This is a genomic window from Kitasatospora sp. NEAU-CNBT7 (assembly GCF_057220535.1).
The window spans coordinates 135,991-161,122 of the sequence record NZ_JBXQQB010000004.1 but is presented as its reverse complement, the minus strand read 5'-3'; the positions used below and the strand labels follow the sequence as shown (position 1 = coordinate 161,122).

The following is a 25,132-nucleotide window of genomic DNA, read 5'->3' as shown; positions in this document are numbered from 1 at the left end:
CGGGGGCGGGGTTCGGTGGGCCTCGGGCTCCGGGCTCAGTGCGCGAGGCGGTGCAGGGTGGCGAGCACGTCGTCCAGCCAGGCGAGGGTCATCCGCTCGTACTCGATGCCGCCGCGCAGCACCACGTGCTGCAGTTCCTGGCGGGTGTCGAGGACGGTGCCGGCCGGGAAGTCCCGCTGCTCGCCGGCCAGGTAGCGGGCCAGCAGCGCGGCGTGCGACTCCCGGTGGCGTTCGACCTCGGAGATCAGCGCGCCCGGGTCGTCGAAGGCGGCCGCCCGGATCTTGACGGCCAGCTCGTGCCGGACGGTCTCCGGCTCGACCGGCTCGCGCAGCCAGCCGGAGAGCGCGGCCCGGCCGGGGCCGGCCGCGGAGTAGACCTTCTTGTCGGGCCGGCCGTCCTGGGCGATCTCCTCGGCGGCGATCCAGCCGTCCGTCTCCATCCGCCGCAGCACCCGGTAGATCTGCTGGTGGGTGGCGGTCCAGAAGCGGCCGATCGACCGGTCGAACCGGCGCGCCAGCTCGTAGCCGGAGCCGGGCTGCTCCAGTAGCGAGACGAGGATCGCGTGCTCCAGTGCCATGGCCGCATCTTGCTATGCAACGAGTTGCATAGGCAACGGGGCCCGCCCGGGTTGAGACGCAGCTCACCCTCGGGCCTGCATGGGTAGATCATCGACATATGGCGATGGTGGGCCTATGCTCGTCCACATGACAGACCGTCAAGTGCAGGAGCCGACCCGGCTCGTACTCACCGCGCTGGCCGACGCCCCGCGGCACGGCTACGCGATCATCCAGGAGGTGCTGGCCATCTCCGAGGGCCGCACCCGGCTGCGGACCGGCACCCTCTACACCGCGCTCGACCGGCTGCTCCAGCAGGGGCTGGTCCGGATCGACGGTGAGCAGGTGGTCGGCGGCCGGCTGCGCCGCACCTTCGCCCTCACCGACCAGGGCAAGGAACTACTGACCGAGGAGACCAGGCGGCTGCGGCTCGCCGTCCTGGAGGCCGAACGGCGCCTCGGCGCCGCCCGGCTGCGCCCGAGCGGAGCGAACGCGTGAACGAGCAGCACATCCCGGAGCAGCGCACCCCGCAGGCCGGCCGGCGGCTGATCGGCCTCTACCCGGCCCGCTACCGCGAGCTGTACGGCGAGGACATCGCCGCCACCTTCGCCGAGGCCACCGAGGGGCTCGGCCGCCGCGCGGTCCTGCGCGAACGCCTCGACCTCGCCTCCCACGCCCTGCGCCTGCGGCTGCGGATCAGCTCGGCCCATCCGGCGGGCCGGATCCTGGCCGCCGCCGCCCCGGTCGCGCTGGCGCTCGCGGTGGGGCAGTGCCTGTTCGAGCAGGTGTCGTACCTGGACGCGGTCACCGAGGCCCTCTCCCACGCGGCCACCCGGCCCCGGTGGGCCGCGATCGGCCTCGGCTTCTACGTGGCGCTGGTGGCGCCCTGGATCGTGGCCCTGCTGTGTGCCGCGATGGGCCGGTGGAAGCCGGCCCGCAGGGCGGCCGTCCTGGGGCTGCTGACCGACGCCGTCTCCTGGTGGCTGATACTCGGGAACGCCTGGCGGATGTACGGCGAGTTCGGCCGGATCGCCCTGCTGGCCGCGCTGGTGCTGCTCGCCCCGCCGGACCTGGTCGACACCGGCCGCCGGGGCCGGTGGGAGGTCACCGGCCTCGCCCTCGCGGCCGGTCTGCCGCTCGCCGCGGTGGGCACGTTCAACGCGCCGCTGCTGGGGGTGTACTGGCGGTCGGTGCCGGCCCTGGTGCCCATCTGGTCGTTCGCGGTGGCGGCGGCACTGCTGCTGGCACACCTGTCGGCCCGGCGGCCCGACCTGCTCCGGGGCGCCGGCATCGCACTCGGGACGGCGCCCTGGCTGCTGGAGTACCTCCCGCTGCGCGTCCCGGTGGAGTGGGCGGGCGCGGCGTTCGTGGTGCTGATCGGCGGCGCCGCGGCGGTCGGCGGGGTGGTCCACCTGGTCCGCCGGGCGATGGGCGCGGAGCCGATCGAACCGGCCTGAGCCCGGCGGTCCCCGCCGACCGGCAGGATGGCGGGATGACCGACGATGCCGAACTGCTCCGGTGGCGGATGCACGCCCAGTTCGCCGACGGCCCGTCAGGGGTCGCGGAGATCGCCCGCCGCTGCGCCGGCGTCCAGGCCCAGGACGCCGGCGCCGTCCGGCTGGCGCTGCGCGCCCGCGGCCTGGACGATCCGGCCGCCGTGCAGGCCGCGTACGCCGCCGGCGAGGTGGTCGCCACCTGGCTGATGCGCGGGACCCTGCACCTGGTGCCCGCCGGGGACGCCGCCGGGCTGCTGGCGCTGTACCGGGACCGGCTGCTGGCTGGCGGCGCCCGCCGCCGCCGGGAGCTCGGGCTGACCGAGGAACTGTGCGCCCGGGCGCTCGCCGTCGCCCCCGGGCTGCTGGACCCCTCGCCCGACCGGGCGGGACTGGTCGCCGCGCTGCGCGCGCACGGTGTCCCGGTGGAGCCGAAGGGCCAGGCCCCCGCGCACCTGACCGCCTTCCTCGCGGCCCACGGCGTGCTCTGCCGGGGTGCGGAGGTGGCGCCGCGCGAACCCGGCTACCGGCCGCTGCCGCCGGGCGGGGAGCTCACCGCGGGGGACCTGGCCCGCCGCTACCTGGGTGCCTTCGGTCCGGCCGCCCCGGCCGACTTCGCGGCCTGGTCGGGCCTGCCGCAGGCGGCGGCCCGGGCGGCCTTCGCGGCGGCGGGGGCGGTGGAGGCGCTGCCCGGGCTGTCCGCGCTGCCGGGCGCGGCGCCGCCGCCGGCCGGTCCGCCGCTGGTGCGGCTGCTCGGTCCGTACGACGGCTACCTGCTCGGCTACCGCTCGCGGGGGCTGATGCTGGACCCGGCGCGGGCGAAGCGGATCAACGCCGGCGGCGGGGTGGTCCGGCCCGCGCTGGTGGCCGACGGCCGGGTGCTGGGGACCTGGCGGACGACCCGGGGCGAGCTGCTGGTGGAGCCGTTCGAGGCGCTGCCGCGGGGCGTCCGCCGGGGCCTGGACGCCGAGGCGGAGGCGGTCGGGGCCTTCCTCGGCGAGCCGCGGGCGCTCCGGCTGGAGGACCCTGCATGAAAAATCGGACATAAAGTGCGAATAAGTGTTATATCCGTCCAGGATCGGGTAGCTACAGGGCGCCTGCCAGTCTCGATCGAGGAGGTGGTCCCGGTGTCGACCCAGTTGCCCATGGGCATGGAGCACCACCCGGACATCCTGGAATTGCGTGAGCACTACGAGCGGGCCGCGGCCACGCCGCGCGCCCAGGGCGTTGAGGCACTGGCCCTGGTGACCGGTCTCTTCCTGGCGATCTCCCCGTGGGTGGTCGGATTCTCCGGCTTCTCCGCGCTGACCATCAGCAACCTGGTTCTCGGGTTGGCCTTCACCGTCCTGATGGCGGGCTACGGCTCGGCCTACGAGCGCACCCACGCGCGTGCCTGGGCCTGCCTCGCCATCGGTGCCTGGACCTGTGTCGCCCCCTGGTGGACGGTGGGCAGTGAGGCCGTCTTCCGGACGATCCTCACCAACCTCGTCGTCGGCGGTCTGATGATCTGCCTGTCGCTGGGAGCGATCTCCATGGCCGGTTCCCCGATGCGCCGCGGTGGCGGCAGCTGAGTGAAAAGCGCCCCGGCCGGTGCGTGACGTGGTGGCCCGCACCGGCCGGCGGTCTGCCCGGGGCCCGGCCCCGGGGTTTCGCGCGTGACGGGCACCCCGCGCGCTAGGGGTGGGTCATCCGCAGCACGTCCAGGGCCCGGTCCAGCTCCTGTTCGGTGAGCAGGCCCCGGTCGACGTAGCCGCGTTCCAGCACCACCTGACGGATGGTCTTGCGCTCCGCCAGCGACTGCTTGGCGACCTTGGCGGCCTCCTCGTACCCGATGAAGCGGTTGAGCGGGGTGACCACCGAGGGCGAGGACTCGGCGTACTCCCGGGCCCGGCCGGCGTTGGCGGTGATGCCGTCGACCGTGCGGTCGGCCAGCAGCCGGGCGCTGTTGGCCAGCAGCCGCACCGACTCCAGCAGGTTGCGGGCGATCACCGGGAGCATCACGTTCAGCTCGAAGTTGCCGCTGGCGCCGGCCACCGTGACGGTGGTGTCGTTGCCGATCACCTGGGCCGCCACCATCAGCACCACCTCGGGCAGCACCGGGTTGACCTTGCCGGGCATGATCGAGGACCCCGGCTGGAGGTCCGGCAGGTTGATCTCGCCGAGGCCGGTGCGGGGGCCGGAGCCCATCCAGCGCAGATCGTTCGCGATCTTGGTGAAGCCGACCGCGACCGTCCGCAGCTGTCCGCTCAGCTCGACCAGCGCGTCCCGGGCCCCCTGCGCCTCGAAGTGGTCGCGGGCCTCGGTCAGCGGCAGCCCGGTCGTCCGGGCGAGTTCGGCGATCACGGCGGCGGCGAAGCCCGGCGGGGTGTTGATCCCGGTGCCGACGGCGGTGCCGCCGAGCGGGAGTTCGGCGACCCGGGGGAGGGTCGCGGCCAGCCGCTCCACCCCGTACCTGACCTGCGCGGCGTAGCCGCCGAACTCCTGGCCGAGGGTGACCGGGGTGGCGTCCATCAGATGGGTGCGGCCCGCCTTGACCACGTCGGAGAACTCGGCCGAGCGCCGCTCCAGCGCCGCCGCCAGGTGCTCCAGCGCGGGGATCAGCTCGCCGGTGACGGCCGCGGCGGCCGCGATGTGGATGGACGACGGGAAGACGTCGTTGGAGGACTGGCTGGCGTTGACGTGGTCGTTGGGGTGCACCGGGCGGCCCAGCCGCTCGGTCGCCAGGGTGGCGATCACCTCGTTGGCGTTCATGTTGGACGAGGTGCCCGAGCCGGTCTGGAACACGTCGACCGGGAACTCCTCGTCCCAGCGCCCCTCGGCCACCTCGCCGGCCGCCTGCCCGATCGCCTCGGCCGTCGGCCCGTCCAGCACGCCGAGTTCGGCGTTGACCCGGGCGGCGGCGGCCTTGATCCGGGCCAGCGCGGCGATGTGCGCCCGCTCCAGCCGCCGGCCGGACACCGGGAAGTTCTCCACCGCCCGCTGCGTCTGCGCCTGCCACTTGGCGGCGGCCGGCACCCGTACCTCTCCCATCGAGTCGTGCTCGATCCTGAACCCGTCCTCAGCACCCATCGTGCGACACCTCCTGATCACCCGAGCCGTGCGGACGCCCGCAATATTTCCACCCGCGGTCCGGCGGTCCGCCGGTTCGGCGGGGCAACCCGCCGGTGGCGCGGTGGTGCGGGAGGATGGCGGGGTGAGCGAGACACCGCAACCGACCGGCACGGCCGATCCGACCGGGCCGGCGGAGGCCCCCGAGGCCGCCGTCCGGTTCGACGAGATCGCGGCCGAGCTGGGCCCGCGCGGGGCCGTCCGGTCCCAGATGTTCGGCATGCCCTGCCTGAAGGACGCCGACGGCAAGGCCTTCCTGGGGCTGCACCGCGGTGAGCTGGTCTGCCGGCTGGGCCGGGAGACCCCGGCCTTCGCCGAGGCGCTGCACCTGCCCGGCGCGCACCTGTTCGATCCGGCGGGCGGGCGCCCGATGAAGGACTGGCTCTGCCTGCCCGCCGGTGCGGCCGGGCACTGGGACAACTTCGCCGATGCAGCTTTCCGGGCCAAGCGCTGACCATTCGTCTGATCTATCACTCGAACGAATGAAGATCGGCCTGTCTCGCGCCGCCCCCGGGCCGCTGTTCGCCTAGCCTCACCGCGGCACCGGACACGGTGCACCGGCAGCGGCGAGACGGGGGCGGACAGCAGTGGAGCACGGACCTGACAACGGACCTGACACCGGACTGACCAGGCGCGGACTGATGGCCGGCGCGGCCGCCCTCTCGCTGGCCGGCTGGCTGCTCAACGGCACGCTCGGGCCCGAGAGCGCGGACGCCGCCGTCCCGCTGCCGCCCGCCCTGCCCGCCGGGGTGACGCCCTACCGCGCCGAGTACCGCAACTGGTCCGGCGAGATCCGCGCCGACCAGCTGTGGACCTGCGCCCCCGACTCGCCCGAGCAGGTCGTGCTGCTCGCCGACTGGGCCCGCGCCAACGGCTGGCGGCTGCGCGCCCAGGGCCACCGCCACACCTGGGCGCCGCTCACCGTCCCGGCGGGCACCGACGCCGACGCGCGGGTGCTGCTGCTGGACACCACCCGGCACCTCACCGCACTGACCCTGGTCGACGGGGCCACCGTCCGCGCGCAGACCGGCGCCGACATGGAGGCACTGCTGGCCTTCCTCGCCGACCGCGGGCTCGGCCTCGCCGCCTGCCCGGCGCCGGGCGAGCTGACCGTCGGCGGGGTGCTCGCCATCGGCGGCCACGGCACCGCCGTCGAACCGGCCGGCGCCGCGGCGCTCCCCGGCCACGGCTACGGCACCGTCAGCAACCAGACCGTCCGGTTCACCGCGGTGGTCCTCGACCCGGCGCTCGACCGGTACGTGCTGCGCACCTTCGAGCGCGCCGAGGCCGACGCCGCCGCCTTCCTGGTCCACCTGGGCCGGGCCTTCCTCACCGAGGTCGAGCTGCGGGTGGGCCAGGACCAGCGGCTGCGCTGCCTCAGCCGGCTGGACGTCCCGGCCGCCGAACTGCTCGCCCCCGGCGGCTCCGGCCCACGCTCCCTGGCGGGACTGCTGGCGGGCTCCGGCCGGGTCGAGGTGATCTGGTTCGCGTTCACCGAGCAGCCCTGGATCAAGGTCTGGAGTGCGGCGCCGACCCGGCCGGCGGCCGCCCGCGAGGTCCGCGAGCCGTACAACTACCCGTTCTCGGACCGGATCCCGGAGCCGGTGGCCCGGCTGGCGGGCGAGATCGCCGCCGGTGCCTGGGGGTCGGCGCCGCTGCTCGGCCAGCTGCAGTACCTGGTCACCAAGATCGGGCTCACCGGGGACCTCACCGACCTGCTGCTCGGCGGCGGGCTGCTGCGCGACCTGCTCAGCGGCGACGCCCTGGTCCACCTGCTCGCCGACGGCCTGCGCTCCGACCTGTGGGGGGCGTCCCGCACCCTGCTGCAGTACGTCCGCCCGAGCACGCTGCGGGTGACCGCCAACGGGTACGCGGTGCTCGCCCGGCGGGCGGACGTCCAGTGGGTGGCCGCCGAGTTCGCGGCGTTCTACCGGGCGCTGCTGGCGCAGTACCGGGACCGCGGCGAGTTCCCGGTCAACGGCGGGGTGGAGATCCGGGTCACCGGCCTGGACCGGGCGGACGGCCCGGGCGTGCCCGGCGCCCGGCCGCCGCTGCTGTCGGCCCTGCGGCCGCGCGCGGACCGGCCCGACTGGGACACCGCCGTCTGGCTGGACATCCTCAGCCTGCCCGGTACGCCCGGCCTGCCGCGGTTCTGCCGGGAGCTGGAGCAGTTCCTGCTGCGCACCTTCGACGGCACCCGCGCCGGGCTGCGGGTCGAGTGGTCCAAGGGCTGGGCGTACACCGGGGAGGGCGCCTGGGCGGACCCGGACGTGCTGGAGCGGGTGATCCCGGCCTCGCTCGGTGAGGGCGGCGGCTGGGCGGAGGCGGTGGCCGTGCTCGACCGTCACGACCCCGACCGGGTGTTCTCCAACGCCTTCCTGGACCGCCTGCTGCGCTGAGCCCCGCCCGTCGCGCTACGCCCGCGCGCCGACCGGGCCGTCCCTAACACTGTTAGACTCTCCCTAACGGTGTTAGGCGGCGCGGGGTGCCCGGGCCCCCGGAGCGGACGGAGGGGTGCGATGGCGGCGGTGCACGGTACGGGCGGGGAGGCGGCCCCGCAGCCGCCGCTCACCCGCGAGGCCCTGGTCGCGGCCGCCCTGCGGATCCTGGAACGCGACGGCGTCAACGGCCTGTCGATGCGCCGGGTCGCCGCCGAACTCGGCGTCAAGGCGGCCTCGCTGTACTGGCACGTGCGCAACAAGGAGCAGCTGCTCGACCTGCTCACCGACGCCCTGATGGCCGACGCCGTCCCGCCCCCGCGCCGGGGCCCCTGGCGCGACCAGCTCCGCGAGTACGGCCTGCGCCACCGCAGCCACCTGCTCGGCAGGCGTGACGCCGCCAAGGTGGTGGCGGGCCGGCTGGCCCCCGGGCCGCACCTGCTGCGGCTGATGGAGGACCAGCTGGACCGGCTCCGCGAGGCCGGCTTCTCCGACGCCGACGCCGCCCAGATCAACTACCTGCTCGGCGCCTACGTCCACGGCTTCGTACTGCAGGAGATCACCCCGCTGTCCGCGGCCGAGGCAGCGGGTGCCGGGCGCGCGGAGGTGGCCCGCGCGGCCGGTGACCGGCTGCGCGGGCTGCCCGCCGACAGGTACCCGAACCTGGTGGACCTCGCCGACGACCTCACCACGCCGACCATGGACGAGCGCTTCGCGTTCGGCCTCGAACGGCTCCTCGACGGGCTCGCCGTCCGGCTGGAGCAGACCCGCACCGCCACCCCCGAAGCAGCCGATCCGGAACAGGAACCCACCCATGAGTGACCGCACCTACCGCGTCATCGTCCGCGGCGTCTTCGCCGGACTCGACGAGGCCCGGCGCGCCGAGCTGACCGCCGCCGCCGACCGGCACGACCTGCTCAGCGCCGCCTTCACCGACGAGGGCACGCTCATCTACGACCTGGGCCTGCGCAACTTCAGCTTCCGCTGCGTGGTCGGCCAGGACGCCGCGGACGCGGACGGGACCGCCCTCGGTGCCGACACGGCCGAGCGCACCGCCTGCGACCGGGCCGCCGCCCGGCTCGCCGGACTCGGCCTCGGGCACGGGCCGCTGCGCGCCGCCGCCACCAGTGTCGACGACATGAAGATCCGCCGCCCCCGCCGCTGACGGCCCGGCGCCGGCCCGGCGCGTCCCGGCCCGGCCCGGCCCGGGGGCGTCCGGGCTCAGACCAGTGACTTGTGGAAGAACGTGGTCGGATGCAGGGTGCCCGCCGGGTCGGCGGCGAACCGCGGCACGCTGCCCAGCCTGGTCCAGCCCGCCGCCGCGTACAGCCGCTCGGCGGGGCTGCCGGTCTGGGTGTCCAGCAGCAGCAGGCTGACCCCCAGCCCGGCCGCCTCCCGCTCCGCGTGCGCGAGCAACTCCCGTCCCAGGCCCCGGCCGCGCGCACCGCTGTGCACGATCAGCTTGGCCAGCTCGGCCCGGTGGCGGCTGTTCGGGCTCGGCGCCAGCCGCAGCTGGACGGTCCCCAGCAGCCGTCCGCCGTCGCGGGCCGCCCACAGCGCGATCGAGCCGTCCCCGACCCCGGCCGCCAGACCCCGCCACCAGCCGGCCGCCTCCTCGGCGGCGAGCGGGGCGAGGAACCCCACCGAGGAACCGCCGGCCACCGCGTCGGCCAGCAGCTCACCGAGCTCCCCGGCGCTCTCCAGCAGTTCCCCGGCCCCGAGGCGGGTGATCACGGGCATGTCGCACTCCCCATCGTCGGTCGACTGTGGGCATCATCTCGTACCGTCCGCGCCCGGCGGCGCGGGATACTCGTCGCCGCGGCCCACCCTCGCCGCGCCGTCCGTCCGAGGAGACCGCCATGGCCACCACCCCCGACCGTCTCGACCCGGCCGACCTGCTCGCCGTCGGCGAGCTGCTCACCGACGAGGAGCGGCTGATCCGCGACACCGTGCGCCGGTTCACCGACGAACGGATCCGCCCGGAGATCGGCGACTGGTTCGAGCGCGGCCACTTCCCGGCCCGTGAGATCGCCCCGGAACTGGGCGCGTTGGGCGTCCTCGGGATGCACCTGGACGGCTACGGCTGCACCGGCTCCACCGCCACCGAGTACGGCGTCGCCTGCATGGAGCTGGAGGCCGCCGACTCCGGCCTGCGCAGCTTCGTCTCGGTGCAGGGATCACTCGCGATGCGCTCCATCCACGCCTTCGGCTCCGAGGAGCAGAAGCAGCAGTGGCTCCCCGAGCTGGCCGCCGGCCGGGCGATCGGCTGCTTCGGGCTCACCGAACCGGACTTCGGCTCCGACCCGGCCAACATGCGCACCCGGGCCCGCCGCAAGGGCGACGACTGGGTGCTCTCCGGCTCCAAGATGTGGATCACCAACGGCTCGGTCTCCGACGTCGCGGTGGTCTGGGCGCAGACCGATGAAGGCGTGCGCGGGTTCCTGGTTCCGCAGGGCGCCAAGGGGTTCACCGCCACCGACGTGCACGGCAAGCTCTCGCTGCGCGCCTCCGTCACCAGCGAGCTCGCCTTCGACGAGGTGCTGCTGCCCGCGGACGCGGTGCTGCCCGGGGTGCGCGGCCTGCGCGGCCCGCTCTCCTCGCTCAACGAGGCCCGGTACGGCATCCTGTGGGGCACCGTCGGCGCGGCCCGCGACTGCTACACCGCCGCCCTGGACTACGCGAAGACCCGGATCCAGTTCGACCGGCCGATCGCAGGGTTCCAGCTCACCCAGCAGAAGCTGGTCGAGATGATGCTGGAGGTGGAGAAGGCGTACCTGGTGGCGGTCCGGATCGGCCGCCTCAAGGACGAGGGCCGCAGCCTGCCCGCGCACGTCAGCTTCGGCAAGCTCAACAACGTCCGCACCGCGCTGGAGATCGCCCGCTCGGCCCGGACCGTCCTCGGCGCCAACGGCATCACCACCGCGTACTCGCCGCTGCGGCACGCCAACAACCTGGAGTCGGTGCTCACCTACGAGGGCACCTCGGAGATCCACACGCTGGTCCTCGGCGAGGCGATCACCGGTGAGGCCGCCTACCGCTGACGCGGGCTCAGGGCCTGCGCCGGGACCAGCGCCCGGCGCAGGCCGGGGCGAGGAAAAGCGCTGGTCGCCGCGGTGGCCGGGCCGTTAGCGTGCACGGTGACCCGAAGGAGACCACCGCCATGACCGGCCACCCGACCACCACCCTCTGGCGCCCGACCGGCCCCGCCGAGCTCGCGCTGGTCGAGGCCGCCGACCGGCGGGCCTGGCCGCCGCGCCTTCCGGACCAGCCGATCTTCTACCCGGTGCTGAACGAGGACTACGCCATCCGGATCGCCCGCGACTGGAACGTCCCGGCGTCCGGCGCGGGGTACGTGACGCGTTTCGAGGTCGACACGGCCTTCCTCGCCCGCTACCCCGTCCGGCAGGCCGGCGGCGAGACCATCCTGGAGCTGTGGGTACCGGCCGAGGAACTGCCCGAGTTCAACCGGCACCTGGTGGGCCGGATCGAGGTCGTCCACGAGTTCCGCGCCTGAGCTGCGGGCGGGGCCGACTGCCCCGCCCGCGGCCACGATCGGGGGCCCTGGGTTTCGCCGGACCGTGCGGGTGCGATAGGACGGGGCGTAACCGCCACGCTAAGGAGCCCCATGTCAGCCCCATCCGTCGACGCCGACGGGGACCGTTCGACCGACGCCGGCCCGATACCGTCGGCCGGCGCCCCGCCGGGGTTGGCGACCGTGGTCGTCCTCGGCGGCCTCGCGGCCCTCGGGCCGCTCACCCTCGACCTCTACATGCCGGCCCTTCCGGCGCTCCGGGAGGGCCTGCACTCCACCGTCCCCGCCGCCCAGCTGACCCTCACCGCCTCACTGGCCGGGCTCTCGCTCGGCCAGCTGGTGTTCGGTCCGCTGAGCGACCGGTTGGGACGGCTGCGGCCGCTGGGGGTGGGCCTCGCGGTCTACACCCTGGCCACCGTGCTGTGCGCGCTGGCGCCGTCGATGGAGGTGCTGATCGGCGCCCGCCTGGTGCAGGGGGTGGCGGGCTCGGCCGGTCTGGTGATCTCGCGGGCCATCGCCCGCGACCGGTACGAGGGGGTGGCGATGATCCGCTTCCTGGCCTCGCTCGGCATGATCTCGGGGCTCGCCCCGATCTTCGCCCCGGTGCTCGCCGGCCAGCTGCTGCGGGTCACCTCCTGGCGCGGCACCTTCGTCGCGCTCTCCGTCGTGGGGGCCGCGCTCACCCTCGGCGTGCTGCTGGTGCTGCGGGAGACACTGCCGCCGGAACGCCGCCACGCCGGCGGCCTGAGCTCGACGTTCACGGCGATCGGCGGGCTGCTGCGCGACGTGCCGTTCCTCGGCTACGTGCTGACCAGCACGTTCGGCTTCGGTGCGCTGTTCGCCTACGTCGGCGGTTCGTCGGTGGTGCTGCAGGGCGTCTACCACGTGTCCCCGCAGACCTACAGCCTGATCTTCGCCACCAACTCGGTCGGCGTGGTCGCCTTCACCCAGCTGAACGGCCGGGTACTGGCGGGGCGGTTCGGCCAGTCGGCGCTGATGCTGACCGGACTGGGGATGGCGGCCCTGGCCGGGGCGGCGCTGATCGTGTTCACCACGCTCTGGGACGTCGGTCTGGCGGGCGTGTGGCCCGCGCTGTTCCTGCTGATGGCCGGCCAGGGCCTGATCCTGCCCAACTCGGCGGCCGGCGCGCTCACCATGGCGCCGCACGCGGCCGGTTCGGCCTCCGCCCTGCTCGGGACCAGCACCTTCCTGTGCGGCGCGGTGGTCGCGCCGCTGAGCAGCGCCGGCGGCGAGCCCTCGGCGGTCGCCCTCGGCACCGTGGTGCTGACCTGCGCGCTCCTCGCGACCTCGGCCTACCTGCTGCTCTGCCGCCCCTGGGCGCAGCGGCCCCGGCCCGTGGACGCCTGACACCGCCGCGGACGCGGGCGCGCCGGGCCCGGTACCCATCCGGGCCCGGCGTCCGTCCGGGGCGGGGTGCGGCGTTGCCGGTCCTGCTCGTGCTGCTCGTGCTGCTCGGCCAGGGCGGCCCGGTCGGGAGCGGTCGGGAGCGGTCGGTGCCGCTCCGGATGACGGCCCGGGTGCCGCTGTTCCGGTCGGTTCTCCGCCCGGACCGCCCCGGCTGTCTCCGGTGCCCCACCCGTCACTCATGGTCAGCGATCCTGGGAACACCGGAGCGAGTCGCGCGGGACGGCCGTGCCGGTCCGCACCGGGGAGGTGCGGACCGGCGGGAGCCGGGCGCGCTACGAGATGGTGAAGTCGTCGCCGTACACGTTGCCCTGTCCGAACCAGCCGTGCAGGTAGACGGTGACCGTGCCGGAGGCGCCGGTGGTGAACGGGACGCTCAGCTTGGTCCAGCCGGCGCCGGAGGTCCAGGTGCTGGCGGTGGCGCCGCCGCTGACGCCGAGGAAAGCGTAGCTGCCCTGCACCCAGGCGCTCAGCGTGTACTTGGTGTTGGGCGCGAGGGTGACGCTCTGCCCGCACTCGCCGGTCTGGCTCGCGGTGGCCGCCGCCTGCAGCGCCTTGCTGCCGGAGTGCACGGGGGCGGAGACCACGGCGCCGCCGCTCTGGCAGCTCCACGGGCTCAGACTGCCGCTCTCCAGGCCGCCGTTGACCAGCCCGCTGCCGCCGGATCCGTTGACGGTGAGGGTGTAGGTGGCGGTGTGGGTGCCGCTGGGGGCGGTGCCGGTGATGGTGAGGGGGTAGCTGCCGGGTGCGGTGGCGGCGGTGGTGGTGAGGTTGAGGGTGGTGGAGGCGCCGGAGGTGACCGAGCCGGCGGCGAGGGTGGCGGTGACGCCGGCCGGGGCGCCGGTGACGGCGAGGTTGACGGTCTGCGCGGAGCCGCCGGTGACGGCGGTGTTGACGGCGGCGGAGGCCGAACCGCCCGCGGTGACCGACCCGGCGGCCGGGGCGAGCGAGAGCGAGAAGTCGTTCGCACTCTGGCCGTTGACGGTGAGGGTGTAGGTGGCGGTGTGGGTGCCGCTGGGGGCGGTGCCGGTGATGGTGAGCGGGTAGCTGCCGGGTGCGGTGGCGGCGGTGGTGGTGAGGTTGAGGGTGGTGGAGGCGCCGGAGGTGACCGAGCCGGCGGCGAGGGTGGCGGTGACACCGGCCGGGGCGCCGGTGACGGCGAGGTTGACGGTCTGCGCGGAGCCGCCGGTGACGGCCGTGTTGACGGCGGCGGAGGCCGAACCGCCCGGGTTCACCGCGCCGGCCGCGGGGGAGAGGCCGAGCGAGAAGTCGTTGGTGCTCTGGCCGCCGCCGGTGAAAGGCGCGAAGATGTGCGAGAAGTCCCAGGTGCCCTGGCTGATGCCGGAGCAGCTGTCGGAGCCGGCCGTACCGACGCAGCCGCCGTTGTCGCGCTGCAGCGCCCAGAAGGACAGCGTGTTGATGCCCTTGCCGACGGCCCAGTTGTAGACGTTGGTGGCGTCGGCCAGGGTGAAGGTCTCGGCCGGACCGAAGTCGTCGATGCCCAGCATCTCGATGATGCCGATCGAACCCCACAGCTGCGCGGGCGTCTTGGTCGGGTAGAGCTTGGCCAGCTGGTTGTACAGGCCGGTGGTGGCGGTCTTGGTGTCCTCGCCCATGTTGTGCGCGGCGTTGTCGTAGTAGTCGAAGGTCATCTGGTTGACGACGTCGATCCGCGCGTTGTTGGTGACCGCGTTCTTCAGTACGGCGAGCCCGCTGGCGGCCAGTCCGGAGGTGGTGGTCGGCAGGGTGTAAGAGAACTGCACGGAGCGGCCGTTGGCCGCGGCCCAGTCCTGGACCAGCTTGATCGCCTTGTTGCGGCGGTCGATGCCGGCGGTGTTGGTCAGCGAGTTGTCCTCGATGTCGAGGTCGATCCGGCTGATGTCGTAGGTGGTGACGACCTTCTCGAAGGCGGCCGCGATGGCGTTGACATCGGTGCAGCTGTCGGCGAGTTCGGTGCCGGTGTTGTCGGCGGTGTAGCCGCCGAAGGACGGGATGACGTCGCCGCCGGCCGCCTTGATGGTGTTGATCTCGGCACCGAAGACGGCCGAGGAGACCGGCATCCCGGTGTCGCCGTTCCACAGCGGGGTGCACGACCCCTTGCTCGCGGTCTGCAGGAACGCCATGGTCAGGTGTTTGGCACCGGACTGGGCGGCCAGCGTGGCCGGGTTCTCTCCGGTCCAGGCCTCGAAGTAGGGGGCGAACACGTGCTGCGGCAGCGGGGTCGCCGCCTCGGCGGTGCCCCCGCCCAGGGCCAGCAGGCCCGCCGAGGCGGCCACGGTGGCACAGGTGGTCAGCAGGGCCTGGATCGATCTGTACAGGCGCATGAATGCTCCAACAGACAGGAAGGATGGCCCGCCGGCCCGGACCTGGGCACGGCGGTGTTCTGGCGCGCTGGGCGACAGTGGGAACGCAGGGGTGGTGCGGCAGTGCACGACAGCACAGCCGGCCGGTGGTCACACCCCCACGATGCGTCCCGGTCGGAAGACCAACGCCTATGTTTGGACTAGACCAGTCGTCTGTCAAGAGCCCTAACAGTTCGTCAACGCAGCTTTTGGGCAAGGGAAGTGCGCCTGTCGTGGCCGGAACCGGCCGGAACCGCCCGGGCCCGGCGCCGCGTCCTGCAGAGGAGTCGGCCGGGGTGCCCGGCTCCCGGTCCGGATGACGACGGCCCCTCGGGCCGGGCGCCGGGGGGCGTCCGGCCCGAGGGGCCGTCGGTCGGATCCGCTCGGGGGCTCAGCCGAGGTTGTTGGCCGTCAGCCAGTCCTTGGCGACCTTCTGCGGGTCCTCCTTGTCGACCGAGACCTTGGTCATCAGCGAGGTCAGCCCGGCGGTGTCCAGCTTGGCGGAGACCGCGTTGAGCGCGGCGGTCGCGGTGGCGTCCACCCCGGCCTTGTTGACCAGCGGGGTGACGTTCTGCGAGCTGAACACGTTCTTCGGGTCGGCCAGCGACACCAGCTTGAACTGGACGATCCGCGGGTCGGTGGTGAACACGTTGCCGGCCTGGACCGAGCCGTCCTTCAGCGCGTTCGCGGTGGTGTCGGCGGTCGGCTTCCACTCCTTGAAGCTCAGCCCGTACGCGTCCTTGAACTGCTGCTCACGGCGCGACTTGAACTCCGGCGGGCCGCCGACCGTGAACTCGCCGGCCTTGCCGGCCAGGTCGGCGATCGACTTCAGCTGGAACTTGTCCGCCGTCTCCTGGGTGACGGTGAGCGAGTCCTTGTCCTCGGCGGCCGAGGAGTCCAGCACCGCCAGCTCGGCGGGCAGCTTCTGCAGCAGCGCCGCGTTGACGTCCTGGGTGCCGGTGGCGGTGGCCTTCGGGTCCAGGTAGCCGAGCAGCGCGCCGTTGTACTCGGGCAGCACGGTCAGGTTGCCGCTCTGCAGCTGCCCGTACAGCACCTCGCGGCTGCCGATGTTGAACTTCTCCTCGACCTTGACCCCCTTGGCCTTCAGGGCCTGCGAGTAGATCGAGGCGAGCAGCACGTTCTCCGGGAAGTTGGCCGAGCCGACCACCACGGTCTTCCCGCTGCCGCCCGCCGGGGCGCCGGTGCCGCTGGGCGCGGCCAGCGGGTCGCCGCCGCCGGAGGAGCTGCACGCCGCCGCGCCCAGCACGATCGCGGTGGCGGTGACGATTCTGACCAGACGGGACGTCATAGGGCTTCCTTGGTGGAGGGTGCGGACCGCCGGACGCGTTCGCCGGGCGGCAGGGTGAGACGGATCAGCAGGGCGAACACCAGCTGGGTGGCCACGGCCAGCAGCACCACCAGCAGCGCGCCGCCGAGCGTGGTCGGGAAGTTGCGGGTGGCCAGCCCGTCGATCACGTACCGGCCGAGGCCGCCGAGACCGACGTAGGCGGCCACCGTCGCGGTCGCGATCACCTGGACGGCCGAGGTCCGCAGACCCGCCAGCGCCGTCGGCAGCGCCGCCGGGACGCACACCCCGAACAGCACCTGCCGGTGGGTCAGGCCGATGCCCCGGGCGGCGTCGCGCACCTCCGGATCGGTGCCCGCGACGCCCTCGGCGGTGGCCACCAGCAGCGGCGGCGCGGCCAGCGCGACCAGCGGGATCAGCACGGCGAGGTCGTCGACCCCGGCCAGCAGCACGGCCAGCGTCACCAGCCCGAGGGTGGGCAGCGCGCGGGCGACGCCGGTGAGCGCGGTGACCACGAAGGTCCCCCGGCCGGTGTAGCCGATCAGCAGCCCGACGGGGACCGCCAGCACCGCCGCGACGGCCAGCGCCTCGCCGGAGATCACCAGGTGCTCGGCGATCCGGTGGACGATCGCGTCGGGGCCGCTGCGGTGGTCCGGGGCGGAGAAGAAGGTGTTGAGCCAGTTCAGCCAGTTCACCGGCCGGCCCCCGTCCGCCGGGCCCAGGGGGCCAGCAGCCGGCGCAGCAGCACCAGCAGCAGATCGGTGACCAGGGCCAGCAGGGCGACCAGGACGATCCCCGCCACGATCGGCGTCGGGAAGGTCCGCTGGAAGCCGTCGATGAACAGGTAGCCGAGCCCGCCGCGGCCGACCAGCGCGCCGACCGCCGCCAGCGAGATGGAGGCGACCGCCGCCACCCGCAGACCGGCGGTCAGGAACGGCACCGCGGCGGGCAGCTCGACCGCGGTCAGCCGGTGCCAGGGCCCGTAGCCCATCGCGGTGGCCGCCTGCCGGACGGCCTCCGGCACCGCGCGCAGCCCGTCCACCGTGGTCGGCAGCAGCACGGCGACCGCGTAGAACGTCAGCGGCACCATCACGGTGGCGCGGGTGGCCAGCCCCGTGTACGGGATCAGCACCACGAACACCGCCAGCGAGGGCAGCGCGTAGACCACGTTGAACAGGCCGGCCAGCGGCTGGTACAGCCGCGGCCAGCGGGCGCAGGCCAGGCCCAGCGGCACCGCGATCAGCAGCCCGATCAGCACCGGGACCAGGGCGATCACCGCATGGTCCAGGGTCAGGTCGCGCAGATAGCCGAGGTGGTCGCCGATCCAGTGCCAGCGGACCAGGGGTTCACCGTCCACCGGGCGCCACCCCGTGCTCGGTGGGCTGCGGCGCGGCCTGCGGGCCGGTGGCCGCCAGGATCGTGGCGCGGTCGGCCAGGCCGGTGGCCCGGCCGGTGTCGTCCACGGCGACGGCGACGCCCGCCGGGGACAGCACCGCGGCGTCCAGCGCGCTGCGCAGCGTGTCCCGGCCCGGGTGGAACACCGGCGCCGGGTGCAGGGTGGCGTCCCCCGGGGCCCGCCAGCCGGCCGGGCGGCCCGATCCGTCCAGCGCCAGCTCCCAGCCGCCGGGGCGGTGGCCGGGCGGCTCCAGCGGGAGGCCGTCGGCCGGGCGCAGCCCGAGGCCCCGCAGGCCGCGGTCGCGGCCCAGGAAGGCGGCCACGCCGTCGTCGGCGGGTGCGGTCAGGAGGGTGTGCGGGTCGGCGAGTTGGGCGATCTCGCCGTGCTCGCGGAGCACCACCACCTGGTCGCCGAGGCGGACCGCCTCCTCGATGTCGTGGGTGACGAACAGCACCGTCTTGTTGAGCTCCGACTGCAGGCGCAGCAGCTCCTCCTGGAGGCCCGCCCGGACCACCGGGTCGACCGCGCTGAACGGTTCGTCCATCAGCAGCACCGGCGGGTCCGCGGCCAGCGCCCGGGCCACCCCGACCCGCTGCTGCTGGCCGCCGGACAGCTGGTACGGGTACCGGCCGCCGGCCTCCGGCGGCAGCCCGACCAGCTCCAGCAGCTCCGCGGCGCGGGCCCGGGCGCGCTTGCGGTCCCAGCCGAGCAGGCGCGGCACGGTGGCGATGTTGTCGAGCACGCGGCGGTGCGGGAACAGGCCGGCCTGCTGGATCACGTACCCGATGCCGCGGCGCAGCTCGGCCGCGTTCTGCTCGGCGACGTCGACCCCGTTCAGCAGGACGCGGCCGGAGGTCGGTTCGACCATCCGGTTGACCATCCGCAGGATCGTGGTCTTCCCGCAGCCGGACGGCCCGACCAGCACCGTTATTCGGCCCGCGGGGACGTCGAGGTCAAGGCCTCCGACGGCGACCGTGCCGTCGGGGTGGCGCTTGGCGGCGCCGTCGAATCTGATCACAGAGGTGTTCCTAGCGGTGGCCGTACGGTGGAACGGAGCGGGCGGTGCGGTTGGTGGTGCTGGGCCGGTGGTGCGGGTCGGTGGTGCGGGTCGGTGGTCCTGGCGCTGCCGGGCGGGTGAACGGGAGGGCTCCTGACGGTCCAACCGGTCGGGCGGCCCGGCTATGCCCGAACTTATCGAACAATTGTCGAATGGTCCGCCAGCACGGCTGCCCGGGCGGGCCTCAGCCCAAACCCTGATCCGCCGTCCGGGTCGGCAGCCCGGCCGCCGCCCAGGCGACGAAACCGCCGTCCAGATCGGTGGCCCGGGACAGGCCCAGCTCCCGCAGGCTCGCGGCCGCCAGGCTCGACGCGTACCCCTCCGAGCAGACCACGATCACCTCCAGCCCGCTGCCCGTGGCCTCCGGGATGCGGTGACTGCCCGTCGGGTCGAGCCGCCACTCCAGCACGTTGCGCTCGATGATCAGTGCACCGGGGATCTCGCCCTCGCGGGCGCGCTGGGCGGCCGGACGGATGTCCACCAGCAGCGCGCCGCGTCCGGCCGCCTCCTGCGCCTGCACCGGTCCCGGCCGGTGCACGCCGACCCGCGACCGCGCCACCAGGGCGTCCACCGCGCTCACCACTGCTCCGGCCCTTCCACCGCGGTCCGCACCAGGCCGCCGGCCCGCAGGTCGTAGCGGGACATCCCGCTCAGCGGCGGTGAGTACGCATGGATCGTCACCGCCGGGCCGGCCGCCGAGTTGCGTACGTCGTGCAGGTAGTCCGGCCCGAACGCCCGTACCGAGCCCGGTGCCAGACGGCGCGTCAGTAGACCTTGGTCGGGTCCGGCCAGCGACAGCTCCTCCAGCTCCCCCAGCGCCACGGTGAACGCACCGGCCGAATCCCCGTGGTCGTGGAAACACGTCGACTGCCCGGGCAGCCAGCTGATCAGCCACACCTCGTGGTCCCGGTCGGCCGCCAGCCGTTCGTACCAGCGGTCCCCGCTCGCCAGCCGGACCCGGTGGATCCACTCCTCGGGCCGCTCCGCCAGATCGCGGACGACCGCCCGCAGGGCGTCGGGGGTCAGCGGCTGCGGGGGCCGCGCGGGGCCGGCCGGCGCCGGCTGAAGGCTCACAACACTCATCGGATGTCCTCAACGAGGCCGAAGGGAACGGCGGCGCCCGGCGCAGCCGACGGCGACTGGCTGCGGGCACCGACCGGAAGGGCGGCAGAGACGATCAGCGGAACGATGATCGGTGGAACAGGGCCCCGGACGACGACACGGGGCTGACCGGAACGGTCAGCGGGCACACATGTCGCTCGCCTGGCGTCGCAGATCGACGTGCAGGCGGCAGACCAGAGCGGTGCCGGGCTTCATGCGCCAGATCGTTCACGACAATCCCCCACCGAGTCAAGCCCGGCCCACCCCGTGGACGGACCCGTTCCCCCACCCGGCGGCGCGGGGACACTCCGTGCCGGGTTGCTCCTACGGCCGGCGGCGGGTGAGGAACCAGGCGCCGCCGACGGTCAGCAGCGAGAAGGCCAGCAGACCACCGCCGAGGGCCAGCAGCAGCCAGAGCCGGTCGCCGAGGCCGAGCTGGCCGCTCAGGGTGACCTGGAGGGATCCGACGGCGAACGCGATGGCGGCCGTGAACACGGCGACCAGCTCGACGGCCCGCACCGTGGAGGATTCCAGCGTGCTCCGCAGCTCCTGGTTGGCGGCGTCCTGCTGGTCCCACAGGTGCTGCTGCCGGGTGGCCCAGACGGCGCGCTGGCGCCCGTCCAGGATGGTGTGGCGCTCGCGCAGGTACTGCTCCTGGAGGAGGCCGTGGCTGCCCCGGCTCCCGATGGCGGGCAGCTGTGCGAGTGCGGTGTCGATCGCATCCAGCGCCTCGTCGAAGCGCTCGCAGATCCGTAGCCCGGAGGCCAGCCGGAAGTGGAACACGTGCGCGTCCGGATGGTCGGCCAGAGCCTGCTCCGACCGGGCGCGCAGCAGATCGCCCTGCTCGTCGAACGGACGGGCCGCCCACAGTGCGTGCAGGCAGATATCGGTCACCTGCCGGCTGCGGTCCGGGGCGTGCCACGCCCGGTCGAGCAGCTCGATCCCGTAGGCGGTGGACGAGGACCGGCTGCCGAGCGCGGCGAAGGCGCCGTACGCGGCCACCAGCGGATCGCCTGCCGGGCAGCGGGCCATCAAGGGGGAGCCCTCGATGAACCTGCGCAGCGCGTCGAACTGGAAGTTGGCCTGCAGTTTGCTCGCCTGGTAGAGGGCGGCGAACCGTACCACCGAGTCGTCCGGCTCGGCCGCCAGCTGCGCAGCTGCCAGGGCGAGTTCGGTGTCGGACTGGACGGTGTCCCGGGTGATGAAGGCGTAGCCGGAGGCCCACCTGCCGCTCACCGCCGGACGGTGGGCGGCGGCCACGTGTGCCACCAGCCACCGGGCGCACGCGGCGGCCTCCTCGACCGTCGGACCGGCCAGTAACCGCCGACGCCAGTAGCGGTCCGCGCAGATCAGGAACGGGTCGGCGGCGAAGTCCGCGCTGGCGACGGTGAATTCGGGCTCGATGCCGTGGCCGATCAGCCTGCCGGCGACCTCCTCGCAGACCCGGTCCAGCTCGCGCGAGTCCCCGGCGGCGATCCCGGACAGCGGCGCGGTCACCAGGTCGTGATCCATCGGCTCCCCCTGAACGCCCTCGGACACCCGTCCATGTGTAGATATCACGCGGGACCCTCCGTGGGCGGTCGATCCCGCCAACGTGCCCGGCGACCGGGCCCCGGACGACCGTAGACCTGCCCCCGGGGAAGGGCAGGTCTACGGTGGCTCGTGGGGTGGGTCAGTTGTCCTCGGTGGCGTTCTGGTCGGCCTCGGCGGCGGCGCTTTCGGCGGCGTCCAACTTCTGCTGGAGACTGTCGAGTTGGGCCTGGTCGACGGAGGCGGAGGGGGCGGCCTGCTGCGGGGTGGCGCCGGTCGGGCCGCAGGCGGTGAGGAGCAGGGCGGCCGCCAGTGCCAGGGTGGCGAGGGCCGCGGTGGGGCGGCCGGTCACTTGCCGCTCTGGGTGCCGCACCAGGTGGCGACCGACTTCAGGTCGTTCTGCCGGGTCTGCAGGGTGGTGACCAGGCCCTTGCGGTAGGTGAGGCGGTCGTTGAGGTAGGTCTGGATCTCGGTGTGGCCGGCGCTCTTGGCGTTGTTGACGCGCTGCTCCAGCCGGGCCACCGAGCCGACCACGCCGGCGTCGCCGTTCAGCCGGGTGAGGGCCTTGGTGACCCGCTCCTCGGTCTTCGGCAGGCGCTTGCAGATGGCCTTGGAGCCGTCGCCGGTCGGCGTCGGGGCGGCCTGGGCGGGCGCGGCGGCCAGCAGGGCACCGGCGACGGCGAGCGAGGCGACGGCTGCGGCGGCGGCCTTACGGTTCACGGGCACGGCGATCTCCTCCGGTTCTCGGACGCCGTTCGGCTCCGACCCGTCAGGAGCGTAGGACCCGTTCTTGTGGAATCCCTGTGGAAGGCCCGGGGGGGCCGGCGGCGGCCTGGCGGCGGGCCGGCCCGTCAGCCGGAGAGCCAGTCGCGGCGCGGCGGCAGCGGTTCGGCCGCGGCGTCGGGGTGCGGCAGCGGCAGCCGTACGGTGAACCGGCAGCCGCCCGTGCCGGGGGCGTCGCCGATGGTGACGGTGCCGCGGTGCAGGGCGGCCTGCTGGGCGACCAGGGTCAGGCCGAGCCCGGAGCCGGGGCTGTCCTGGCGGCGGTGGAAGCGGTGGAACACCGCGGTGCGCTCGCCGGGCGGGATGCCGGGCCCGTGGTCGTCGACGGTGAGCCGGGCGCGGCCGTCCTCGGCCTGCAGCCGGACCAGGATGCGGGCGCCGCCGTCCTGCTCGCGGCCGTGCAGCGCGGCGTTGCCGAACAGGTTGGCCAGCATGATCCGAAGGCCCGGTTCCCAGCCGAACACCCTTAGTCCGGCGGGCAGTTCGGCGTGGATCTTGGCGTGCGGGTGGCGCCGGGAGGCCTCGGCTACCTCGGCGTCGACCAGTTCCGCGAGGTCGGGGGAGCTGAACGCGGAGACCTCCACCAGGTCGCCGCGGGCCAACGTGTGCAGGGCGGTGAGGAGTTCGAGCAGCCTGGCGTGGTCCTGCTGGAGCTCCTGGACCACCTCGGTGTGTTCGGCGCGCGGCAGTTCGGGGTGGGCGGACAGGACGTCGAGGTTGGTGCGCATGCTCATCAGCGGGGTGCGCAGCTCGTGCGAGGCCGCCGAGGAGAACGACCGGGCGGTGTCCAGGGCCTGCGCCGTCCGGGCCGCCTGCTCGTCGTAGCGGGACAGCACCAGGCCGATGGCGGCGGCGAGTTCGTCGACCTCGGCGGTGCCGGTGCGGCCGTGGGCGAAGCCGGCCGCGCCCGCGCCGGGGTCGAGCGCGGCGGCCCGGCGGCTGAGCCGCCGCAGCGAGGCGGTGCCGCGTTCGGCGATGGCCAGCGCGATCAGGCCGGAGACCGGTGCGGAGACCAGGGCGATCAGCAGGAACCGCCGCCGGACCGCGGTCAGTTGGGGCTCGGTGCTGGACGACGGCACCACCAGCCACAGGGTGCCGGGGGCGGCGCCCTCGATCCTGACCGTGAGCACCCGCCAGGCCTGGCCGCCGCCGCGGACCGTGACCGGCCCGCCGGGCCGGGTCGGCAGCCGGACCGAGTCGCTCGGCTGCGGGCCCATTGCGACCAGGACGTCGCCGTCCTGGGTGGCGACCCGGACCCCGGAGTCCAGGGCGTCGTTGATGACCTTGCGCTGCTGGTTCTGCTCGGCCTTGGGCCGCCCCCGGCGGTCGGCGGCGAGCAGGGTCCGGACGCTCGGCAGCACGGCGGCGGCGCGGTCGGTGAGCCCGGCGTCCTCCTGGTGGTGCAGGTCGCGGTTGACCAGCGGGAGCAGCAGCAGGCCGAACGCCACCACCAGCAGCGGGACCAGGACGGTCACCCAGAGCGCGATCCGGGTGGACAGCCGGATCCCGCGCTGCCGCCGCCCCCGACCGAGCAGCCCGGTGCGGCCCGCGCCGGCCGGCCCGGCCGTGCCACCCGTTGCTCGCCGCCTCACGCCTGAGCGCCTCACGCCTGACCGCCGGGTGCGGTGGTGCCCGACGGTGGGGGGTGGCCGGCCGGCAGGCGCAGGACGAAGCCGACCCCGCGGACGGTGTGGATGATCCTGGGCCGGCCGCCCTCCTCCAGCTTGCGGCGCAGGTAGCTGACGAAGGTGTCCACCGCGTCGGTGCGCACCTCGAAGTCGTAGCCCCAGACCCGGTCCAGCAACTGGTCCCGGCTGAGGACGATCCCGGCGTTCCTGGCCAGGTGGGTGAGCAGCTCGAACTCGCGCCGGGTCAGCCGCAGTTCGCGGTCGTCCCAGCGGGCCTGCCGGGTGGCCGGGTCGATCGTCAGCGGACCGGCCCGCAACTGCTCGCCGGGCGGGGCGGGCCGGCGGCGCAGCAGGGCGTGCAGCCGCAGCACCAGTTCCTCCAGGGCGAACGGCTTGACCAGGTAGTCGTCGGCGCCGGCCTGCAGGCCCGCCACCCGGTCGGCGAGCTCGTCCAGCGCGGAGAGCATCAGGACCGGTGTGTCGTCGCGGGCGGCGCGCAGCGTGCGGCAGACCTCGGTGCCGCTCAGGCCTGGCATCGACACGTCGAGCACCACCACGTCGGCGGGGGCCTCGGTGAGCCGGCGCAGCGCGGTCCGGCCGTCCTCGGCGAGCACCACGGTGAAGCCGCTGAGCCGCAGCCCGCGCTCCAGCGAGCGGCGGATGGCGGCGTCGTCGTCCACCACCAGGACCCGTCCCGCCGCTGCCTTGCCGTTCCCGTCCACCGGTCCTCCTCCCGCCGTCGTGGGCCGACCCTCTCATGGCCGGGCGCCGGGCGGCAGGCCGGGTTCGCGCGGTACGGACCCCCGGGGTCGCGGGGTCCGGGCCGTCCCGTGCAACCGGGTGCGGGTGGCCGTGCGTCCTGCCCGGCGAGGCGGACGTGATTCGCCCGTCCCACGAAGGGCAGGAAAGCGGTTATGGGCATTCTCAGTTGGATAGTCCTCGGCCTGGTCGCCGGGGCCATCGCGAAGTTTCTGCTTCCGGGCAAGGACCCGGGCGGCGTGATCGTCACCACCCTGATCGGCATCGCCGGTTCGTTCGTGGGTGGCTGGCTCTCCTCCAAGGTCCTCGACAAGCCGATCTCCAAGAACTTCTTCGACCTCCCGACCTGGGGATCCGCGATCGTCGGCGCCCTGGTGCTGCTGATCGCCTACCGGATCCTGTTCGGCCGGTCGCGGGACTAGGGCCTGTCCGGCGGATCTTGCCGGGCGTGCGACGACGGATCATCCCGCCTGGGCGCACGCCCGAATCGCCCAAGTACGTCCAGTACGAGGCCGACTCGGGCGCACGCCCAGACGGGCGCCCGACGCCGCACGCCGATCCGACAAGATCCGCCGGACAGGCCCTGACGGGCGGCGCGCTGCGCGCGCACGACGGCGCCACCCCGGGGCGGGGGGGGGAGGGGGGGGGGGGAAGAAAAGAGAAGGACCTATTGGGGGGG

27 protein-coding genes are annotated in these 25,132 nt (G+C 74.2%); 12 read left to right on the top strand and 15 right to left on the bottom strand.

Features of this window, described 5'->3' with window-relative positions:
* Window positions 1–35: 35 nt before the first annotated feature.
* Window positions 36–578 (bottom strand): PadR family transcriptional regulator, encoded by a 543-nt coding sequence (locus AC2TEW_RS07475; RefSeq protein WP_484622543.1) that lies wholly within the window; start codon window positions 576–578, stop codon window positions 36–38.
* A gap of 127 nt (window positions 579–705) precedes the next feature.
* On the opposite strand from AC2TEW_RS07475, the gene AC2TEW_RS07470 reads away from it, so the two are divergent.
* From AC2TEW_RS07470 to AC2TEW_RS07455, 4 genes are all read left to right on the top strand, one after another.
* Window positions 706–1,053, top strand: coding sequence for a PadR family transcriptional regulator (locus AC2TEW_RS07470; RefSeq protein ID WP_484622542.1), 348 nt, complete (start codon window positions 706–708; stop codon window positions 1,051–1,053).
* A complete protein-coding gene (locus AC2TEW_RS07465; protein WP_484622541.1) occupies window positions 1,050–2,012 on the top strand; it encodes a hypothetical protein in 963 nt (320 codons plus the stop codon). Before AC2TEW_RS07470 ends, AC2TEW_RS07465 begins: the two co-directional genes overlap by 4 nt.
* Window positions 2,013–2,047: 35 nt before the next feature.
* Entirely contained in the window at window positions 2,048–3,082 is a 1,035-nt protein-coding gene (locus AC2TEW_RS07460; protein ID WP_484622540.1) for a DNA glycosylase AlkZ-like family protein, read from the top strand.
* Between the two features lie 93 nt (window positions 3,083–3,175).
* Entirely contained in the window at window positions 3,176–3,619 is a 444-nt protein-coding gene (locus AC2TEW_RS07455) for an SPW repeat protein (RefSeq protein ID WP_484622539.1), read from the top strand.
* A 103-nt stretch (window positions 3,620–3,722) separates the two neighbouring features.
* On the opposite strand, the gene AC2TEW_RS07450 is transcribed toward AC2TEW_RS07455, so the two are convergent.
* A complete protein-coding gene (locus AC2TEW_RS07450; protein WP_484622538.1) occupies window positions 3,723–5,117 on the bottom strand; it encodes a class II fumarate hydratase in 1,395 nt (464 codons plus the stop codon).
* 124 nt (window positions 5,118–5,241) lie between these two features.
* Here AC2TEW_RS07450 and AC2TEW_RS07445 point away from each other — a divergent pair, with 124 nt between their 5' ends.
* From AC2TEW_RS07445 to AC2TEW_RS07430, 4 genes are all read left to right on the top strand, one after another.
* Window positions 5,242–5,610 carry a hypothetical protein gene (locus AC2TEW_RS07445; protein ID WP_484622537.1) on the top strand — a complete coding sequence of 123 codons (369 nt, stop codon included), beginning with the start codon at window positions 5,242–5,244 and terminating at the stop codon, window positions 5,608–5,610.
* 187 nt (window positions 5,611–5,797) lie between these two features.
* On the top strand, window positions 5,798–7,555 hold the full coding sequence (locus tag AC2TEW_RS07440) for a cholesterol oxidase substrate-binding domain-containing protein (RefSeq protein ID WP_484622711.1): 1,758 nt from the start codon (window positions 5,798–5,800) through the stop codon (window positions 7,553–7,555).
* A 120-nt stretch (window positions 7,556–7,675) separates the two neighbouring features.
* Window positions 7,676–8,416 carry a TetR/AcrR family transcriptional regulator C-terminal domain-containing protein gene (locus AC2TEW_RS07435; protein WP_484622536.1) on the top strand — a complete coding sequence of 247 codons (741 nt, stop codon included), beginning with the start codon at window positions 7,676–7,678 and terminating at the stop codon, window positions 8,414–8,416.
* Window positions 8,409–8,759 (top strand): DUF6204 family protein, encoded by a 351-nt coding sequence (locus tag AC2TEW_RS07430; RefSeq protein WP_484622535.1) that lies wholly within the window; start codon window positions 8,409–8,411, stop codon window positions 8,757–8,759. The genes AC2TEW_RS07435 and AC2TEW_RS07430 overlap by 8 nt, the downstream gene beginning before the upstream one ends.
* Window positions 8,760–8,815: 56 nt before the next feature.
* On the opposite strand, the gene AC2TEW_RS07425 is transcribed toward AC2TEW_RS07430, so the two are convergent.
* A complete protein-coding gene (locus tag AC2TEW_RS07425; protein WP_484622534.1) occupies window positions 8,816–9,334 on the bottom strand; it encodes a GNAT family N-acetyltransferase in 519 nt (172 codons plus the stop codon).
* Window positions 9,335–9,453: 119 nt separating this feature from the next.
* Between AC2TEW_RS07425 and AC2TEW_RS07420 the strand changes: the two genes are divergently transcribed.
* From AC2TEW_RS07420 to AC2TEW_RS07410, 3 genes are all read left to right on the top strand, one after another.
* Window positions 9,454–10,635, top strand: a complete 1,182-nt coding sequence (locus AC2TEW_RS07420) for an acyl-CoA dehydrogenase family protein (protein ID WP_484622533.1) — start codon at window positions 9,454–9,456, stop codon at window positions 10,633–10,635.
* A 119-nt stretch (window positions 10,636–10,754) separates the two neighbouring features.
* Window positions 10,755–11,108: a hypothetical protein gene (locus tag AC2TEW_RS07415; RefSeq protein ID WP_484622532.1), complete on the top strand. Its 354-nt coding sequence runs from the start codon at window positions 10,755–10,757 to the stop codon at window positions 11,106–11,108.
* Window positions 11,109–11,219: 111 nt separating this feature from the next.
* A complete protein-coding gene (locus AC2TEW_RS07410; RefSeq protein ID WP_484622531.1) occupies window positions 11,220–12,494 on the top strand; it encodes a multidrug effflux MFS transporter in 1,275 nt (424 codons plus the stop codon).
* A gap of 332 nt (window positions 12,495–12,826) precedes the next feature.
* Here the strand turns inward: AC2TEW_RS07410 and AC2TEW_RS07405 are convergent, their stop codons facing one another.
* The 12 genes from AC2TEW_RS07405 to AC2TEW_RS07350 all read right to left on the bottom strand — a co-directional run bounded on the left by AC2TEW_RS07405 (window position 12,827) and on the right by AC2TEW_RS07350 (window position 24,416).
* Entirely contained in the window at window positions 12,827–14,875 is a 2,049-nt protein-coding gene (locus AC2TEW_RS07405; protein ID WP_484622530.1) for a glycosyl hydrolase family 18 protein, read from the bottom strand.
* A 409-nt stretch (window positions 14,876–15,284) separates the two neighbouring features.
* Entirely contained in the window at window positions 15,285–16,202 is a 918-nt protein-coding gene (locus tag AC2TEW_RS07400) for an ABC transporter substrate-binding protein (RefSeq protein WP_484622529.1), read from the bottom strand.
* Window positions 16,199–16,894: an ABC transporter permease gene (locus tag AC2TEW_RS07395; protein ID WP_484622528.1), complete on the bottom strand. Its 696-nt coding sequence runs from the start codon at window positions 16,892–16,894 to the stop codon at window positions 16,199–16,201. The genes AC2TEW_RS07400 and AC2TEW_RS07395 overlap by 4 nt, the downstream gene beginning before the upstream one ends.
* A complete protein-coding gene (locus tag AC2TEW_RS07390; protein WP_484622527.1) occupies window positions 16,891–17,556 on the bottom strand; it encodes an ABC transporter permease in 666 nt (221 codons plus the stop codon). Before AC2TEW_RS07390 ends, AC2TEW_RS07395 begins: the two co-directional genes overlap by 4 nt.
* On the bottom strand, window positions 17,546–18,613 hold the full coding sequence (locus AC2TEW_RS07385; protein ID WP_484622526.1) for an ABC transporter ATP-binding protein: 1,068 nt from the start codon (window positions 18,611–18,613) through the stop codon (window positions 17,546–17,548). Before AC2TEW_RS07385 ends, AC2TEW_RS07390 begins: the two co-directional genes overlap by 11 nt.
* 223 nt (window positions 18,614–18,836) lie before the next feature.
* Window positions 18,837–19,232 carry a rhodanese-like domain-containing protein gene (locus tag AC2TEW_RS07380; protein WP_484622525.1) on the bottom strand — a complete coding sequence of 132 codons (396 nt, stop codon included), beginning with the start codon at window positions 19,230–19,232 and terminating at the stop codon, window positions 18,837–18,839.
* Window positions 19,229–19,726, bottom strand: coding sequence for a cysteine dioxygenase (locus tag AC2TEW_RS07375; protein ID WP_484622524.1), 498 nt, complete (start codon window positions 19,724–19,726; stop codon window positions 19,229–19,231). The genes AC2TEW_RS07380 and AC2TEW_RS07375 overlap by 4 nt, the downstream gene beginning before the upstream one ends.
* A gap of 351 nt (window positions 19,727–20,077) precedes the next feature.
* On the bottom strand, window positions 20,078–21,265 hold the full coding sequence (locus tag AC2TEW_RS07370; RefSeq protein WP_484622523.1) for a hypothetical protein: 1,188 nt from the start codon (window positions 21,263–21,265) through the stop codon (window positions 20,078–20,080).
* A 160-nt stretch (window positions 21,266–21,425) separates the two neighbouring features.
* Window positions 21,426–21,635: a hypothetical protein gene (locus AC2TEW_RS07365; protein WP_484622522.1), complete on the bottom strand. Its 210-nt coding sequence runs from the start codon at window positions 21,633–21,635 to the stop codon at window positions 21,426–21,428.
* On the bottom strand, window positions 21,632–22,009 hold the full coding sequence (locus AC2TEW_RS07360; RefSeq protein WP_484622521.1) for a hypothetical protein: 378 nt from the start codon (window positions 22,007–22,009) through the stop codon (window positions 21,632–21,634). The genes AC2TEW_RS07365 and AC2TEW_RS07360 overlap by 4 nt, the downstream gene beginning before the upstream one ends.
* A 125-nt stretch (window positions 22,010–22,134) precedes the next feature.
* Entirely contained in the window at window positions 22,135–23,658 is a 1,524-nt protein-coding gene (locus tag AC2TEW_RS07355) for a sensor histidine kinase (RefSeq protein WP_484622520.1), read from the bottom strand.
* Window positions 23,659–23,669: 11 nt separating this feature from the next.
* The gene (locus AC2TEW_RS07350) at window positions 23,670–24,416 is read right to left on the bottom strand and encodes a response regulator transcription factor (protein ID WP_484622519.1); all 747 of its coding nucleotides are present in this window, start codon (window positions 24,414–24,416) and stop codon (window positions 23,670–23,672) included.
* A 192-nt stretch (window positions 24,417–24,608) separates the two neighbouring features.
* Here AC2TEW_RS07350 and AC2TEW_RS07345 point away from each other — a divergent pair, with 192 nt between their 5' ends.
* The gene (locus AC2TEW_RS07345; RefSeq protein ID WP_484622518.1) at window positions 24,609–24,875 is read left to right on the top strand and encodes a GlsB/YeaQ/YmgE family stress response membrane protein; all 267 of its coding nucleotides are present in this window, start codon (window positions 24,609–24,611) and stop codon (window positions 24,873–24,875) included.
* Window positions 24,876–25,132: the final 257 nt, after the last annotated feature.